15 protein-coding genes are annotated in these 13,552 nt (G+C 66.0%); 5 read left to right on the top strand and 10 right to left on the bottom strand.

Annotated elements, in window-relative coordinates:
- Positions 1-3: 3 nt before the first annotated feature.
- From G6R31_RS00890 to G6R31_RS00880, 3 genes are all read right to left on the bottom strand, one after another.
- Positions 4-1,089, bottom strand: a complete 1,086-nt coding sequence (locus G6R31_RS00890) for a DNA glycosylase AlkZ-like family protein (protein WP_025566994.1) — start codon at positions 1,087-1,089, stop codon at positions 4-6.
- Positions 1,082-1,690, bottom strand: a complete 609-nt coding sequence (locus G6R31_RS00885; RefSeq protein ID WP_017871042.1) for a DNA-3-methyladenine glycosylase — start codon at positions 1,688-1,690, stop codon at positions 1,082-1,084. The genes G6R31_RS00890 and G6R31_RS00885 overlap by 8 nt, the downstream gene beginning before the upstream one ends.
- A gap of 89 nt (positions 1,691-1,779) precedes the next feature.
- Positions 1,780-2,190, bottom strand: coding sequence for a 2Fe-2S iron-sulfur cluster-binding protein (locus tag G6R31_RS00880; protein ID WP_017871041.1), 411 nt, complete (start codon positions 2,188-2,190; stop codon positions 1,780-1,782).
- A 27-nt stretch (positions 2,191-2,217) separates the two neighbouring features.
- Between G6R31_RS00880 and G6R31_RS00875 the strand changes: the two genes are divergently transcribed.
- Together G6R31_RS00875 and G6R31_RS00870 are read left to right on the top strand one after the other, a co-directional pair.
- Entirely contained in the window at positions 2,218-3,195 is a 978-nt protein-coding gene (locus tag G6R31_RS00875; RefSeq protein ID WP_017871040.1) for an MBL fold metallo-hydrolase, read from the top strand.
- 176 nt (positions 3,196-3,371) lie between these two features.
- Complete coding sequence (locus G6R31_RS00870) at positions 3,372-3,845, top strand: hypothetical protein (RefSeq protein ID WP_017871039.1); 474 nt, start codon at positions 3,372-3,374, stop codon at positions 3,843-3,845.
- Between the two features lie 53 nt (positions 3,846-3,898).
- On the opposite strand, the gene G6R31_RS00865 is transcribed toward G6R31_RS00870, so the two are convergent.
- Positions 3,899-4,609 (bottom strand): esterase/lipase family protein, encoded by a 711-nt coding sequence (locus G6R31_RS00865; protein WP_017871038.1) that lies wholly within the window; start codon positions 4,607-4,609, stop codon positions 3,899-3,901.
- Between the two features lie 127 nt (positions 4,610-4,736).
- On the opposite strand from G6R31_RS00865, the gene G6R31_RS00860 reads away from it, so the two are divergent.
- Both G6R31_RS00860 and G6R31_RS00855 read left to right on the top strand, forming a co-directional pair.
- Positions 4,737-5,102, top strand: coding sequence for a PadR family transcriptional regulator (locus tag G6R31_RS00860; RefSeq protein ID WP_017871037.1), 366 nt, complete (start codon positions 4,737-4,739; stop codon positions 5,100-5,102).
- Positions 5,099-6,175: a permease prefix domain 1-containing protein gene (locus tag G6R31_RS00855; protein ID WP_017871036.1), complete on the top strand. Its 1,077-nt coding sequence runs from the start codon at positions 5,099-5,101 to the stop codon at positions 6,173-6,175. The genes G6R31_RS00860 and G6R31_RS00855 overlap by 4 nt, the downstream gene beginning before the upstream one ends.
- Before the next feature lie 55 nt (positions 6,176-6,230).
- Here G6R31_RS00855 and thrS read toward each other — a convergent pair whose 3' ends face one another.
- Positions 6,231-8,180 carry a threonine--tRNA ligase gene (thrS, locus tag G6R31_RS00850; protein ID WP_017871035.1) on the bottom strand — a complete coding sequence of 650 codons (1,950 nt, stop codon included), beginning with the start codon at positions 8,178-8,180 and terminating at the stop codon, positions 6,231-6,233.
- 388 nt (positions 8,181-8,568) lie between these two features.
- Between thrS and G6R31_RS00845 the strand changes: the two genes are divergently transcribed.
- The gene (locus G6R31_RS00845) at positions 8,569-9,432 is read left to right on the top strand and encodes a PH domain-containing protein (protein WP_225983117.1); all 864 of its coding nucleotides are present in this window, start codon (positions 8,569-8,571) and stop codon (positions 9,430-9,432) included.
- Position 9,433: 1 nt separating this feature from the next.
- Here G6R31_RS00845 and G6R31_RS00840 read toward each other — a convergent pair whose 3' ends face one another.
- The 5 genes from G6R31_RS00840 to G6R31_RS00820 all read right to left on the bottom strand — a co-directional run bounded on the left by G6R31_RS00840 (position 9,434) and on the right by G6R31_RS00820 (position 13,493).
- Positions 9,434-10,294, bottom strand: a complete 861-nt coding sequence (locus tag G6R31_RS00840) for a glycerophosphodiester phosphodiesterase family protein (protein ID WP_025566991.1) — start codon at positions 10,292-10,294, stop codon at positions 9,434-9,436.
- Positions 10,295-10,382: 88 nt separating this feature from the next.
- A complete protein-coding gene (locus tag G6R31_RS00835) occupies positions 10,383-10,628 on the bottom strand; it encodes a glutaredoxin family protein (protein ID WP_017871032.1) in 246 nt (81 codons plus the stop codon).
- A gap of 87 nt (positions 10,629-10,715) precedes the next feature.
- Complete coding sequence (locus tag G6R31_RS00830) at positions 10,716-10,940, bottom strand: DUF2905 domain-containing protein (RefSeq protein ID WP_017871031.1); 225 nt, start codon at positions 10,938-10,940, stop codon at positions 10,716-10,718.
- A gap of 600 nt (positions 10,941-11,540) precedes the next feature.
- The gene (gene infC, locus G6R31_RS00825) at positions 11,541-12,167 is read right to left on the bottom strand and encodes a translation initiation factor IF-3 (protein WP_017869787.1); all 627 of its coding nucleotides are present in this window, start codon (positions 12,165-12,167) and stop codon (positions 11,541-11,543) included.
- Between the two features lie 183 nt (positions 12,168-12,350).
- Positions 12,351-13,493: a YjgN family protein gene (locus tag G6R31_RS00820; protein WP_225983274.1), complete on the bottom strand. Its 1,143-nt coding sequence runs from the start codon at positions 13,491-13,493 to the stop codon at positions 12,351-12,353.
- Between the last annotated feature and the right edge of the window lie 59 nt (positions 13,494-13,552).

The raw sequence follows: 13,552 nt of genomic DNA, 5'->3' as shown, positions 1-13,552 counted from the left end.
CGCTCAGTCCAGACCCAGAAACGCCCGGTAACGTCCCAGTTCCCTTTCCAGCCCTGCCGCCAGTGCCCTGGTCTGCCGGACAGCGGGGAGAAAATGCAGGTCGGCCCGCAACTCTCTCCCCTCCACCTTCAGATTTGCCCAGCCCACCGCCTGTTCGCCGCTGAAGACGGGCAGGGCGTAGTACCCGAACTGCCGCTTTTCGGCGGGCGTGTACGCTTCGAGTTTGTAGGCCCAGCCGTGCAGATGCTCGAAGCGGCGGCGGTCCCACACCAGCGGGTCGAAAGGGCCGACGAGACGCACGCCCTGCGGGACAGGAGCGTCGGCCAGGGTCCATTCGGCGGGCCAGACGTAACGCACGCCCTCCACCACCGCGCCCGACAGTTCCTCGCGGACCGCACGTTTGAAGGCGGCCCGGAGTGCGCCGTGCAGATGCGGAAAGCCGGAGCGCGAGAGGGTGACCAGATACCCCAGGCTGGCTTCGGGAAGGGGGCCGTACAGGGCCGCGAGCAGATGCACCGCGCCGCGCAGCCGCTCCTCCTCGGGCAGCGGGCGCCCGCGCAGGGCCGCCAGATGGGGCGCCGGGCCGTAGAGCCGCACGCCGGACACGCGGCGGGTGACGCGGGCCTCGCCCCGGCGGTGCAGCGCGTCGAGGGCGCGGGTGGTGGCGCTGCTCTGGCCGCCCCAGGCGTTGCCGACCCGTCCGCGTCCGAGCAGGGCGTCGGCCTCGCGGGGGTGAAGTTCTCCGCGTTCCTGAAGCAGCCCGCGCACCTCGCCCAGCAGCTCGGGGTGTTCGCGTTCGATGCGGGACAGGCCGACCTCACGCGGATGCAGGAGCTTTTGCACGCCACGCGGAAAAAAGCCGTAGTTGGGCAGCATGTCCTCCTCGGCGTCGAGCTGGGGATAAAGGCGTTCGAGGTCGCCCGCGCGGTAGCCCCTGACCCGCTGCATCAGCGTCAAATCCTGCGCCCTGGCGGGAGCGCGGATGGGGTCGGCCTGCACGAAGCCCATAGCACCAAGGGCCGCCTGCACGTCCGGTTGCGGCGCGAGGGTGCGGAAGGTAGCAGCGCGAAGGGTGGGCAGGTCAGGCATGGTCGAGTTCCATGCTCGGCACGCCCGGCGACACCCAGGCGTTTCCCCGAATCAGAAAGCGCCAGGGCAGGTGACGCCCTTCCTTGATGCCCACACGGGCCGTTACGCTGATTTCCTCGTCCGCGAGGGGCTTTTCGGGGGCCAGCAGGTGCAGTTCCGGGCTGTTCACGGGCAGGTGACTGACCTTCATCGGGTCCAGGCCCAGCGCGTAGACCAGCTTGGCGGGGCCGCTCGTCAGGTCGCGCTGCCGGGTGACAGGGCGGTGGTCGAGCATTCTGGGCACGCCTTCCAGCGGCTCCAGCGCCCGAATCAGCACACTGGCGCTGATGCCTTCTTCGCGGCAGGCGACTTGCAGCAGCGGATGCCCGTGCGCGAACCAGAACAGCCAGTGCCCCGGCGGAATGCTCATTTCTATGCTGCGGGCAGCGTGAAAGCGTCCCGCCGTGCAAGCGGGGTCACGCGGGCAGTCGTAGGCCTCGGTTTCCACGACTTTCCCGCTCAGGCGGTGGCCGTCCGGGGTCACGCGAACCAGGGTCGCGCCCAGCAGCTCACGGGCGAGGCGCACGGGGTCGGCGCCGAAGTGGTCAGGAGAAAGGGTCAAGGGGTTCAAAGTCCAGGGTCTGCTCCCGATGCCGAGCAGCGAAACAGACGCCGCTTTCGCCACCGGCCAGCGGCTCTCCGCCCCTGTCCTCAGCCCTCGGTGCTCGCGCCGGGGCGGGTGGTCCACTGCGGGTCGGGCTGAATCACGTCGGCGATGGCCTTGCCGCGCTCCAGACCGCTGTTTTGCTCGGTCTGCACGGGGCGCAGCGCCATCCCCTCGGCGCACTCGATCTGGCACGACAGCCGCGCCTCGCCCAGCAGCCCCTTTTCCAGCAGTTTGTCGTGCTCGGCCAGGGTCATGGCGTCGGGTTCGCCCGCCGTAAAGACCACCCGGCAGGTCGTGCACTTGGCGACGCCGCCGCAGCGGTGCAGGATGTCCACCCCGCCACGTTCGAGGGCGACGTTGAGCCGCTCGCCCGAGAGGGCCTGAATCTGGCCGTAGCCTTCCACCTTGAGAGTGACAGGCTGGCCTCGCTGCTCGGCAATCACGGGTTCGGTCATGCGGTCAGGATACGGGATACTCCGGGCATGACCGCGCCGTTCCCCTTTCCCGTGCTGGGCAGCCTGCACGCCCTGCAAGTGCCGATTCCCTACCCCATGAAGACGGTGACGGTGCTCATCGACGCCCCGGCGCGGGGGCCGCTGACCCTGATCGACTGTGCGCTCGACACCCCGGAGGCGCGGGCGGCCATCGAGGACGGTCTGGCGCAGTTCGGCGCCCACTGGCCCGACATCGAGCGGCTCATCGTGACCCACCACCACCCCGACCACTACGGGCTGGCGGGACTGATCGAGGAGCGCAGCGGGGCGAGCGTGCAGATGCTGGACGTGGAAATCGGGCGCGGTGAGCGGTACTGGCACATGCTGCGCGAGTGGCTGCCCGGCCACCGCAAACACATGCGCGACCACGGACTGCCGGAAGCCTCGGTGGAGGGCATCCGCGCCGAGAATCCCCGCGTGCGCCCGGCCAGCCGCGTGCAACCGCTGCGCGAGGGGCAGACCGTGGACCTCGCCGGGCACACCTGGGAAGTGCTGTGGCTGCCGGGACACGCCGACGGCCACCTGGGGCTGTGGAACGAAGCCGAGAGCCTCCTGATCGCCGGAGACGCCATCTTGCCGCGCATCAGTCCCAACGTCGGCCTGTACGCCTACACCCGGCCCGACCCGCTGGGCGACTACCTGCAGACCCTCGGCAAGCTCGAAGCCCTCAACCCGCGCCGGGCGGTGGTCGGACACCATGGCCCGGTCATGGAAGGCGTGCAGGCCCGCGCCCGCGAACTGCGTGGCCACCACCACGAGCGGCTCGACTTTATCGGCGCCGAGGCCCGCCGGGAAGCCCGCAGCGCCTACGACCTGTCGCTGGCGATGTTTCCCCGTGACCTCGACGAGGGGGGCCGCCGCTTCGCCCTGGCCGAGACGCTCGCTCACCTCGAACATCTGCGCCTGCTGGGGCAACTGGGCCGCACCTGGGACGAGGCGGCAGAGGTGTGGCGCTACCACGGCTGACACGGGTTCCGGCTGGTTCCCCATGGAGAACGGGAAGCCGCGAAATGGGTGCTCCGTGACGCCCGGACTCGCTTTTTTGTCCACTCGCTCCGCTCGAAACAATGGGCCGGATGCCCAATCTCTTTTTCGAAGCTCTATCAGCCTTGGGCGGGGGCCTGCCCTCTATACTCGCCCGCATGACGGCATCCCAGACCGAGCTGCGGCGCATCATGGCCGCGCTGCAAGAACGTGGCCTGACCGTCGAAGCGGTGGAAGACGGAGCCTTGATTCACGACGGTGACGCCCGCGTGGCGCTGTTTGCCGAGCCGGACCACCGCGGCGGCGTGCTGGTGCGGCTGCACCTCGACCTCGACCTGTACGTCGAGGAAGACTCGCTGCCCGACATCCTGATGGGCATGAACCTGCTCAACCAGGGGCTGGACTACGGCGCCCTGATTCTCGACCCCCTCGACCAGGACGACACCGACCAGAATGGCAACGGCGAGGACGCGCCGCTGACTTTCGCCGTGCTGGGGCGCAGCGTGCTGTGGCTTTCGGACCTCGGCCCGGCTGAGCTGGAACGGCTGCGCGAGCACCTACGCCGCTTCGAACAGGAAGTCACCGAAACGGTGGAGCGCACCCTGCACGGCGGCGGCGGCATCAGCGCCTGACTTCCCCTGGCGCCTGACCTGCCCCGGCTCCCAACTGCCCCGTTCTGCCTTCCTCAGCGGTGGATAAAGTCGCGCACCTGACCGTAGACGGTCGCGTCATCGTGGAGGGCCGAGTGGGTCAGGCAGGCGGCCTTGGTGTTGGTGGCCCCGCTGAGCGCCACGCTGCTGTCGGGGTTGATGATGCCGTCGCACGGCGACCACCAGGTGCCGTAGCGGACGGCGCCCGGCGTTTCGTCCACGCTGTTGAGCGCGGCCAGGAAGGTCGAGCCTTGGCGCATCTCGGTGCAGGACGTGGTGAGGCAGGCCAGCGCGAAGTCGGTGCCGTGGTTGGGACCGCCGAGCGACACCCAGGCGTCCACCCGGGCGTCACCGCCGAGGTTTTTGAGGTAATAACGGCTGGAAAGCCCACCCATCGAGTGCGTGACGATGTCCACTTTCGTCGCTTTGGTCTGCGCCAGGATCGCGTCCACCTTCTGGCGAATCAGTTCTGCCGTCACCGCGTTCGACTGGGCCGTGTCGTACGACCAGGTCCACAGCAGGGCGTCGGACCACCCGTTCTGCCTGAAGCGGTTCATCATCGGCCCCCAGACGGAACCGTCGGAGTTGAATCCGTGTACGAACAACACCGGATGGCGTGCGGGCGCCTTGACCCCCTGGGCGGCGAGGTCCGCCGGGGCCAGAGGAGCAGAGGTCAGACTGCCGCAGCCCGCCAGCAGAGCGGCCGACAGGGGCAGCAACATGAAACGTTTCAGGGAAGTGAGCACAGGCGCCTCCACAGCACAGAATTTAAGGGTTCTACACAAAACTTATCAGGCACTCACAAAACCGGCAAAGGTGGGGGTCGGCTCATCCCCTCTTTCCCTGCACACTTCTTTGTCTTACTATGTAGTCATGCAAGGTAGAACTTCTGACGGCAATCTCCTTCGTGGCACGCTGGACTTTCTGCTGCTTGCCAGCCTGGAGGACGGCCCGCTGTACGGTCTGCGGATTATTCAGGACGTGCAGGAGAGAACCGGTGGGCACTTCAGTTTCAAGGAAGGCACGCTGTATCCGGCGCTGCACCGCCTGGAAGGGCGCGGGCTGATCACCGGCGAACTGCGCCCCAGCGACGCGGGCGGCCCGCCCCGCAAGTACTACGAACTGACCGAAGGCGGCAGGACCGAACTCGCCCGGCAGCGCGAAGCCCAGCGTGCCCATGCCCGCGCCCTGGCCCCCTTTTTGCAACTCCGGCGGCTGATGCGGGGAGGTCTGGCATGACCCCCGAAGACCGCTTTCTCCGGCAGGCCACGCGGGGCCTGAGCCACCGCAAACGGGCCGAAGCCCAGGCCGAACTGCGCTCGCACCTGCACGAACGCACCAACCAACTGATTCTGGCGGGCAAGCCGCTGCCCTCGGCCCAGGCGCAGGCGATGGAGGAACTGGGGGCACCGGCGGCTATCGCGCGTGGATTGCAGCGCACGGAGCAGGTGCATCCTCTGCTGAGTGCGGCCGTGTTCACGGCTTTGGCCGGGGTGCTGCTGGGGTTTCCGGTGGCCGACGCCTGGCTGGGCTGGCGCAGCAATCAGCAATTGGAAGGGATGCACCGTTCCGCTGCCGAACTGCGGGCCGAGGGCTACCTGACCCTGCCGGAACTGCGCCGCCAACTCAGCGAACAGGGGGTGACCCTGGCCGGATTTGGCCGCTGGCCCCGCCTGGAAGCCGCCGGACTGCCGAGCATTCCACTGAACGACGCCGCCTGTCCGGCACCAGTCGCCCCTGGTCTCCTGTTTCCCGAATTACGCTCCTCTCGGCTTTACGTCCAGCCGTACAGCCTGCCCTCCTGCATGGCGCAGGCTGGCTGGCCGCTGCAAGTGCAGCACGACTCGGTGATGTTTCGCGGCAAGACCATTCAGTATCTGCCGCCTCAAACGGCCCACTCCGCTCTGAGCCAATGGCCGACCTTCTGGCAGAGTCTGCTCTACCGTCCCCGCGTGGAAACGCTGATCGGCGCAGGCTCTCATCTCCTTCCCCTCACCGGGCAGAGTCGGCCCCAGCGCTACCGGGTAGACCGTCCCGCGCAAAGCCCGGTGCTGTTGCTGCTGAGGACGGAGAACCGGAACTTCAACTTCCTCGTGGCCCGGGTGGGACAGGACGGCACGGTCAATTTGCCGACGCTGACGCCCAAACTCGGCCTCGGCCCTGGAAGTCCCCTTCCCGTCAAGCTTTTCGAGAATGCCGCCACTTGGCGTCGAGCCGACCCCAAAGTCGCCGCTGCTGTCCTCGTTCCTCTCAGCACCAATACCGCCGACCCTATTCAGCTCAATCCGCTCAAGCTGACGCCGGTCGAGTAGCACGGGAACACGAAAAAGCCGCCCCACAACGGAGGCGGCCCTTTTTTCACATAACTTACGAACGGCTCTGCTTGCGCTCCAGCAGTTCGGCTTTCAGTTCGTCGAACTTCACGCCCTTGCGCTCCCTGGTGCCTTCGGGGGTGCGTTCGCGCACGCTGACTTCGCGGCCCTCCTGCTCCTTGTCGCCCACGATCAGCATGACCGGAATCTTGTGCAGTTCGGCGTCGCGCACCTTGGCCTGCATGCGGTTGGAGGAGTCGTCCACCTCGGCCCGCAGCCCGGCGCGGTGGAGTTCTTCGCGGAGTTGCTCGGCGTACTCGTTGTGGCGGTCGGCGATAGGAATAATCATCACCTGGCGCGGGGCCAGCCACAGCGGGAAGTCCCCAGCGTAATGCTCGATCAGGATGCCGGTAAATCGCTCGATGGAGCCGAAGGGTGCGCGGTGAATCATGATCGGGCGGTGGTCCTGGCCGTCTTCCCCGACGTAGGAGATGTCGAAGCGTTCGGGCAGGTTGTAGTCCACCTGAATGGTCCCGAGCTGCCACTCGCGGCCCAGCACGTCCTTGACCACGAAATCCAGCTTGGGGCCGTAGAAGGCGGCGTCACCGGGTTCGACGGTGTAGGGCAGGCCGACTTCCTCGACGGCCTCGATAATCTGGCGCTCGGCCAGCGCCCAGTTCGCCTCGTCACCCACGTACTTGTCGCTTTCAGGGTCGCGGGTGCCCACGCGGAAGCGCACCTCGTTCATGCCGAAGGTCTTGAGGACCAGCACCGTCAGGTCGAGCACGTCCAGGAACTCTTTTTTCAGCTGGTCGGGGCGCACGAACAGGTGGGCGTCGTCCTGAGTGAAGCCGCGCACGCGGGTCAGGCCGTTGAGTTCGCCCGACTGCTCGTAGCGGTACACCGTGCCGAACTCGGCCAGACGCACCGGCAGGTCGCGGTAACTGCGCGGCTTGCTGGCGTAAATCCGCACGTGGTGCGGGCAGTTCATCGGCTTGAGCATGTACTCCTCGTCGTCCACCTCGATGGGGCGGAACTGGCCGTCGGCGTACTTCTCGTAGTGGCCGCTGGTGCGGTACAGGTCGAGGTTACCGATGTTCGGCGTCACCACGCCCTGATAGCCGCGCTGGAACTGCTGCTCCTTCATGAAGTTGGTCAGTTCTTCGCGCAGCACCGTGCCGTTGGGGAGCCACAGCGGCAGCCCCTTGCCCACCAGCGGGTCGATGGTGAACAGTTCGAGTTCCTTGCCCAGCTTGCGGTGGTCGCGGCGCTTGGCTTCTTCGAGGTTATGCAGGTACTCGTCCAGTTCCTTCTGGGTGGCGAAGGCCACGCCGTACACGCGCTGCAGGATCGGGTTTTTCTCGTTGCCGCGCCAGTACGCGCCCGAGGTGCTCATCAGCTTGAAGGCCTGGGGCAGCTTGCCGGTGTTGGGGAAGTGCGGCCCCCGGCACAGGTCGGTGTAGTCGCCCTGCGTGTAAAAGGTGATCGGCTCGTCGTCGGGCAGCCCCTCAATCAGTTCGGCTTTATAGGGATCGTGGGCGAACTGCCCCAGGGCCTCGGCCTTGCCGATTTCGCGGCGGGTGAAGTCGAGGTTGCGGCCCAGGATGTCTTTCATCAGGCGCTCGATTTCGGGCAGGTCCTCTTCCCTGAGCGGCTCGGGCAGGTCGAAATCCTGGTACCAGCCGTTTTCGATGGCCGGACCGACCCCGCGCTTGACGCTTTCCGGCGCGTGCCCCTTGGCGCGGTAATACTCTCCCACCGCCTGACTCATGACGTGCCCGAGCGAATGCCGGAACAGCGGCGCGGCGTCGCCCGGGTTTTTCTTGGTGATCAGGGTGATGTTCGCGCCGTCGGGCAGGGGCGTCATCAGGTCGGTGAGTTCACCATTGGCCGTGGCCCCCAGCGCGTCCTGCGCGAGGCGGGGACCGATGGCCGCCGCCGCGTCCAGCGCCGTAGCACCGTCTTTGAGTTCAAGTTGTTTGCCGTCGGGCAAGATTACGTGCATGGTGTCTCCTTAAAGTTTCAAATCATGAAAAGACCCGGCCTGAATGCCAACCAACAAAACGCCTGAAAACCGCAGCGGGGGTTCTCAGGCGCTCAGAGTTCGCGTGTTCAGTCCGGGCATGGGGTAACTTCGGCGGCCCGCACCGCGCATCACCAGACCGGAGTGATGGGGTTCAGGCTTCATGCGGCCAGGATAGCGCGGGCCGGGGCGAAGGGTCTAGAGCATTTGACAGAAAGACGTAACGTCTTTTTGGCGAGCGGAGCGAGTGCAAAACACTGAGCAGGACGGACTTGCAGAGCTGCGAAGCAGAGAATGGAGTGAGGCGGGGTGCCGTTCCGCGCATCACGTAATTCGGAGAACTGCTCTAGGCCGCGTGTCGGGGAACTTCATGTCACAAAACCGCGTATCTCAGGGCATGACGGCGAAGCTCCCCTCCCCCGCCGCCCTCGCCCCCGTGCAGGTGCCGACGCCGAAGTGGTGGCCTCTCGCTGCTGGCGTTGTGGTGCTGGCCTTGTTGCTCCCGCTGGCCCTGACGGTGGCTCCCTCTCTGCTCGGCCTGCCGCGCTACGAGGTGGCAGGCGGGCAAATCGTGGCCCGTTCGCTGGCCGCCAGCACGGTGATTCCGGCGGCAACACCTGTCGAACGGGCGACGCTGCCACGTCTTTCCAAACGCATCGGCAGCAACATGCCAGGGTACATGGTGGGCCGCTTCACCTCGCCTGCCGGAGAATTGGCGGTATTTGGCAACGGCTCACGCGAAGGGCTGCTTTTTGCGACGCAGCCCCCGACCTTCATCACCCCCGCCGACCCCGACGCCCTGCTGAATGCCTGGAGCAAGGGAAACGTGATGACTTTCCGGCCTGCCGGGGTTCCAGCTGAGCAAAATATCTGGCCGCTGCTCCTGTTTCTGCCCCTGGCGGGTGTCGTCGCCTCTCTTTTGCTCACAAAGCCCCGTCTCACCTACGAAATCCATGACGACACCCTCACCGTCCGAACCCGTGCCAGCACGACCACGTTTCCCCGCCAAAACACGCAGGCCAGCCTGACCACCGACCCGCTGGGGATGCGCCTCTTCGGAACCGGAATGCCCGGCTACCACACCGGCAGCTTTGCCACGCGCTCGGGCAACGTGCAGGCGGCAGCGACCAGCGCCCGCCCTGTTCAAGCCCTCTTGCTGGAGCACGGCGGCAAGCGCTACTACCTCACGCCCAGCGACCCGGCAGCGGTGGCGGCGTGGTTCGGGCAGGGCTGATTTAGGGCTTCTCGGCAAGCACCTTCTTCAGCAGGTCGGGCCGGTCGGTGATGATGCCGTCCACGCCCAGGTCGCGCAGGCGGCGCATCTCGGCCTCGTCGTTGACGGTCCAGACCTGCACGGCGACGCCGCGTGCGTGCATGGCACGGACAAAACCGGGCGTGACAATCTCGATGCCCCGCGCCCGGACCGGCACCTGCATGGTCCGGCCCGGCGCGGGGGCCAGCCCGCTCAGCCCGACCTTGCTCAGCAGCACCAGTGGCAGCAATTCCCGCTCGGTCATGGAGGTCATGACTTCGGGGCACAGGCGGCGAAACTCGTTCAGGGCGAGGTCGCTGAAACTGGCCGCAATCACGCGCCCGGTGGCCCCAGCCTCACGCAGCGCGGCACAAAACGGCGCGGCGATGCTGGGTGACACCTGCTTGAGTTCGATGATCATCGGCGTGTTCGGAAACTCGCGCAGCACCTCGCGCAGTTGGGCCACCTGCACCCCCTGACCCCGGAAGGGAAACCCCTGTCCGCCCGCCGGGGTAAGGGTATATCCGGCGTCGGCTTTCAGGACCTCTTCCAGCGTCAGTTCTGCGATGCGGCCTTTCGTGTCGGTCAGGCGGTCGAGTGTTTCGTCGTGCGAGAGGACCAAAGCGCCGTCACGGGTGGCGTGCAGGTCCATTTCCAGCATGTCGGCCCCCAGCGCGACTGCGCCCCGGTAAGCGGTCATGGTGTTGCTGGGCCAGAGGTGTTCGCCGCCCTGGTGGGCGATGTTGAGCGTGCGCCCGGACACGTAGGGGTTGGAGGCGGCGGGCGTCACCGCACAGCCGACGAGCAGCAGGGCCAGGGCCGCAGGCCAAGATGTTCTGGACATGTGGCCCAGTCTGCCGCCCCGCTGTCAGCCGCAAGACAAGAAAAAGCCGGGCCACCCCACCTTCAGGGCGGCCCGGCCAGGAAAGGCTTTACAGCCCGGCTTCGGCCAGAAAAGCGTCCAGCTTCTGGGGTCGGAACCCGCTGAGGCTGTGCGCCACGTCGCCGCTGACCAGCGTGGGGACGCTGCGCTTGCCGCCGTTGACGCTCATGACGTACTCGGCGGCCTGCTCGTCCTGCTCGATGTTGATTTCCTCGAATGCAATGCCTTTTTGCGTCAGGGCGCGTTTGGCGACGTGGCAGTCGGGGCACCAGCTCGTCGTATACATCTTGATCATAGGCTCAGTTTACAAAATAAAGCACCCGGCGATGATGCCGGGCCTTGAGCGGAAGTTGAACCTGGGGCCGTTTCCCCGATGAAGACCTCAGCGCAGCAGCCGCGCCAGCAAGCTCAGGACCACGCTGACGATCAACATGCTCACCCAGGGCACGAAAACAAAGGTGTTGCCGTTCTGGTAGCGGATGTCCCCCGGCAAGCGTCCGAACCACCCGAAGAGGGTTCGCAGCAGCCCCGGCTGATATGCCCACAGCAGGCCGAGCACGATGGCAAGCACGCCCGCCAGAATCAGCAGTTTGGGAAGGGTGGTCATATTTAGCAGCCTAAAGGGGCTGGGCGCAGGCAAGCTGAGCCGTTCTGGAGCGCAGCTTTATGCAGCCCCGGAATTCAGCCCTAGAGCATTTGACAGAAAGACGTTATACGGATTCCGATTGAATCTGGTAGTTTCAGATTCAATCCGAGCGGATGCGAGTAGGAAAAAATACGGATTCCGCGATATGGATGCACAGGCGGCGCTTTCCCGACTGTGCAGGAATTAAGCGGAATCCGTATTACGTCTTTTTGGCGAGCGGACTGGAACAGCTCGCAGAGAGCGAGTGCAAAACACTGAGCAGGGCGGACTTGCAAAGCTGCGCAGCAGACTGGGACAGCTCCGCAGGAGAGAATGGAGTGATGCGGGGTGCCGTTCCGCGCATCACGTAATTCGGAGAGCTGCTCTAAGCGGCAAAAAAAACTGGCCTGTCACAGGGACAGGCCAGCGGGAGACAAAAGGGAATCATACGGGACTGGGCTTTACTCCGCACATCCGAGGAAAGCGCCCGAATGTGCTTCGTGTCGCCCAGCCCCGTATTTTCTTCTACTCGCTCTGCTCGGAAAAACAGTTTGGATGCCCAAACTCTTTTTCAAAGCCGTATCAGGCGCTCGGAGCGCTCTCGGGGGCCGGGGCAGCGGGCGCCGGGGCCACCACCGCTTCGGCCTCGCCGTCTTCGGGGCGCTCGGCCTTTTCCTTTTTGGGGGCAGCCGGGGCCTTGGGGGCCATGATCATGTTCATGTCCATGCCCATCATGCTGGGGTTGCCTTCGGGCGCGCCGATGTCGGCCAGCGTCTCGGCCACGCGGACCAGGATGCGCTCCCCGAGTTCGGGGTGGGTGCGCTCGCGGCCACGGAACATGATGGTGACCTTGACCTTGTGCCCGTCTTCCAGAAAGCGGCGCACATGCCCGGTCTTGGTCTTGAAGTCGTGGTCATCGATCTTGACGCGGAACTTGATCGCCTTGACTTCCTGGGAACGGGCACGCTTGCGGTTTTCCTTCTCGTTTTGCTGCTGCTCGTAGCGGAAGCGGCCATAATCGAGGAGGCGGCAGACGGGCGGCACAGCCTGCGGACTGACCATCACGAGGTCCAGCCCCTTTTCACGGGCCATGCCCATGGCCTCGCGGGTATCGATAATCCCGATCTGCTCCCCTTCCGCACCGATCAGGCGGACCTGCCGAACGCGGATCTGCTCGTTGACCTTAAGATCTTTCGCTATGGTTATCACCTCCGCCGCGCCCCACAGACCGGAGCGCGAAGGCGATCAGGACCTGTGCCGGGCGGCTTGCAACTGCGCCGTGTCTCGGCCAGTTCAGGAAGCCAGTCTACCACGCCCCGCGCCATTTTCCCTGCACCGCAGGCAAGAACGGTCAGCGATGAAGAAGTGCCGAACCCCGCCCCCCCCTGGCCTTCAGAAACCGATGTTGATGTCGAGCAGTTCGGTGGCGGCTTCGCCCAGCGCACTCTCGCTCTGCGACTGGGCGGCGCTGAAGTCGTCGAGGCTGGTCAGAGAATGGACCTGGATATGCCCGATGAGGTAGCGGTTGGTGCGAATCACCGCCCAGGGCGTGAGCAGCCCCAGGGACACGATGCGGGCGAGCGTGTTGGTCACCCCGATCCAGACCAGTCGCCAGGGCCGGAAGGTGGCCCCGGTCCGCACGACGCCGCCCAGCTCGAAATGGTTGAGCACGTAATGCATGCTGGCGGCGCGAACGTACTGCCACGCCAGCCCGTACAGCAGCCCCAGCGCGAGATACCCGCCCACTATGGCGATGATCAGGCCGGAACTCAGCCCCTCGAAGTCCAGGCCATCCAGCCCGCCGAGGAGGGTGACGCCACCGAAGGCCAGCGCCGCGACCAACGCAACCCCGAGCAGCGTCAGCGCGAAGCCCGCCAGCCCGATCAGGTAAAACGGCCCCAGACTGCCGCGAAAGTGCCCCCGCGCCGTGCCGTACTCCAGGCCCTGAGCCTGGTAGCGCCGCTGCATGAACCACGCCCAGGGCAGCGCCAGCGAGCCTGACAGCCCCGACACCAGGTTGGCGACCCCGTAGGCCACATAAGCCTCGCCCAGCGAGCCGCTGAAGCGGAAGGGCAGGCCCCGGTACACCGTGCTGCGGGCCTGAAAGCGCATGGACTGCCGCACCAGCCAGGGATAGGCCAGCGCGAACAGGGCGCCCAGCCCCCCCACCACCCACTGCCAGCCGCTGAACTGAAGCTCCTGCGCCGCCGTGAACAGCCCGAAAAAGGCCGCCACGATCAGGTAGCCGCGCAGCAGTGCGATAGGGCGGGCCGAATACTCGAAGTTCTGCCCGTCGAGCCAGGTGTGGCCGTAGAGGTACTGCCGGGTGCGAATCCGCGCCCAGGGGGTATACAGCCCCAGCGTGACCACCGTGAGCGCCATATTTACGATCCAGATGCGGAAGTATTCGCCGGGCTGCCCGGTAAACCGCAGCGGGTGGGTCTGGACCCCGGCGACCTGCGGCGCCTGCACCGCGCCCAGGGAATCGGCCGCAAAAGCCTGGGTGGAGGACGGCTCCCGGTCGGGCAGGGTCATGGCGCCCATAGTAGGGGACGCAGGCCGGTCCAGACGCCTGTGCTACCTTTGGCGACAAG

Origin of the sequence: Deinococcus wulumuqiensis R12, assembly GCF_011067105.1 — a bacterium.
GTDB lineage: Bacteria > Deinococcota > Deinococci > Deinococcales > Deinococcaceae > Deinococcus > Deinococcus wulumuqiensis.
This window is presented reverse-complemented; position numbering and strand designations above follow the sequence as displayed.

Coding starts and splice junctions, on each gene's coding strand:
- G6R31_RS00890 (WP_025566994.1), bottom strand. CDS start 1,089: ATGCCTGACCTGCCCACCCTTCGCGCTGCTACCTTCCGCACCCTCGCG.
- G6R31_RS00880 (WP_017871041.1), bottom strand. CDS start 2,190: ATGACCGAACCCGTGATTGCCGAGCAGCGAGGCCAGCCTGTCACTCTC.
- G6R31_RS00875 (WP_017871040.1), top strand. CDS start 2,218: ATGACCGCGCCGTTCCCCTTTCCCGTGCTGGGCAGCCTGCACGCCCTG.
- G6R31_RS00870 (WP_017871039.1), top strand. CDS start 3,372: ATGACGGCATCCCAGACCGAGCTGCGGCGCATCATGGCCGCGCTGCAA.
- G6R31_RS00860 (WP_017871037.1), top strand. CDS start 4,737: ATGCAAGGTAGAACTTCTGACGGCAATCTCCTTCGTGGCACGCTGGAC.
- G6R31_RS00855 (WP_017871036.1), top strand. CDS start 5,099: ATGACCCCCGAAGACCGCTTTCTCCGGCAGGCCACGCGGGGCCTGAGC.
- thrS (WP_017871035.1), bottom strand. CDS start 8,180: ATGCACGTAATCTTGCCCGACGGCAAACAACTTGAACTCAAAGACGGT.
- G6R31_RS00845 (WP_225983117.1), top strand. CDS start 8,569: ATGTCACAAAACCGCGTATCTCAGGGCATGACGGCGAAGCTCCCCTCC.
- G6R31_RS00840 (WP_025566991.1), bottom strand. CDS start 10,294: ATGTCCAGAACATCTTGGCCTGCGGCCCTGGCCCTGCTGCTCGTCGGC.
- G6R31_RS00835 (WP_017871032.1), bottom strand. CDS start 10,628: ATGATCAAGATGTATACGACGAGCTGGTGCCCCGACTGCCACGTCGCC.
- G6R31_RS00830 (WP_017871031.1), bottom strand. CDS start 10,940: ATGACCACCCTTCCCAAACTGCTGATTCTGGCGGGCGTGCTTGCCATC.
- G6R31_RS00820 (WP_225983274.1), bottom strand. CDS start 13,493: ATGACCCTGCCCGACCGGGAGCCGTCCTCCACCCAGGCTTTTGCGGCC.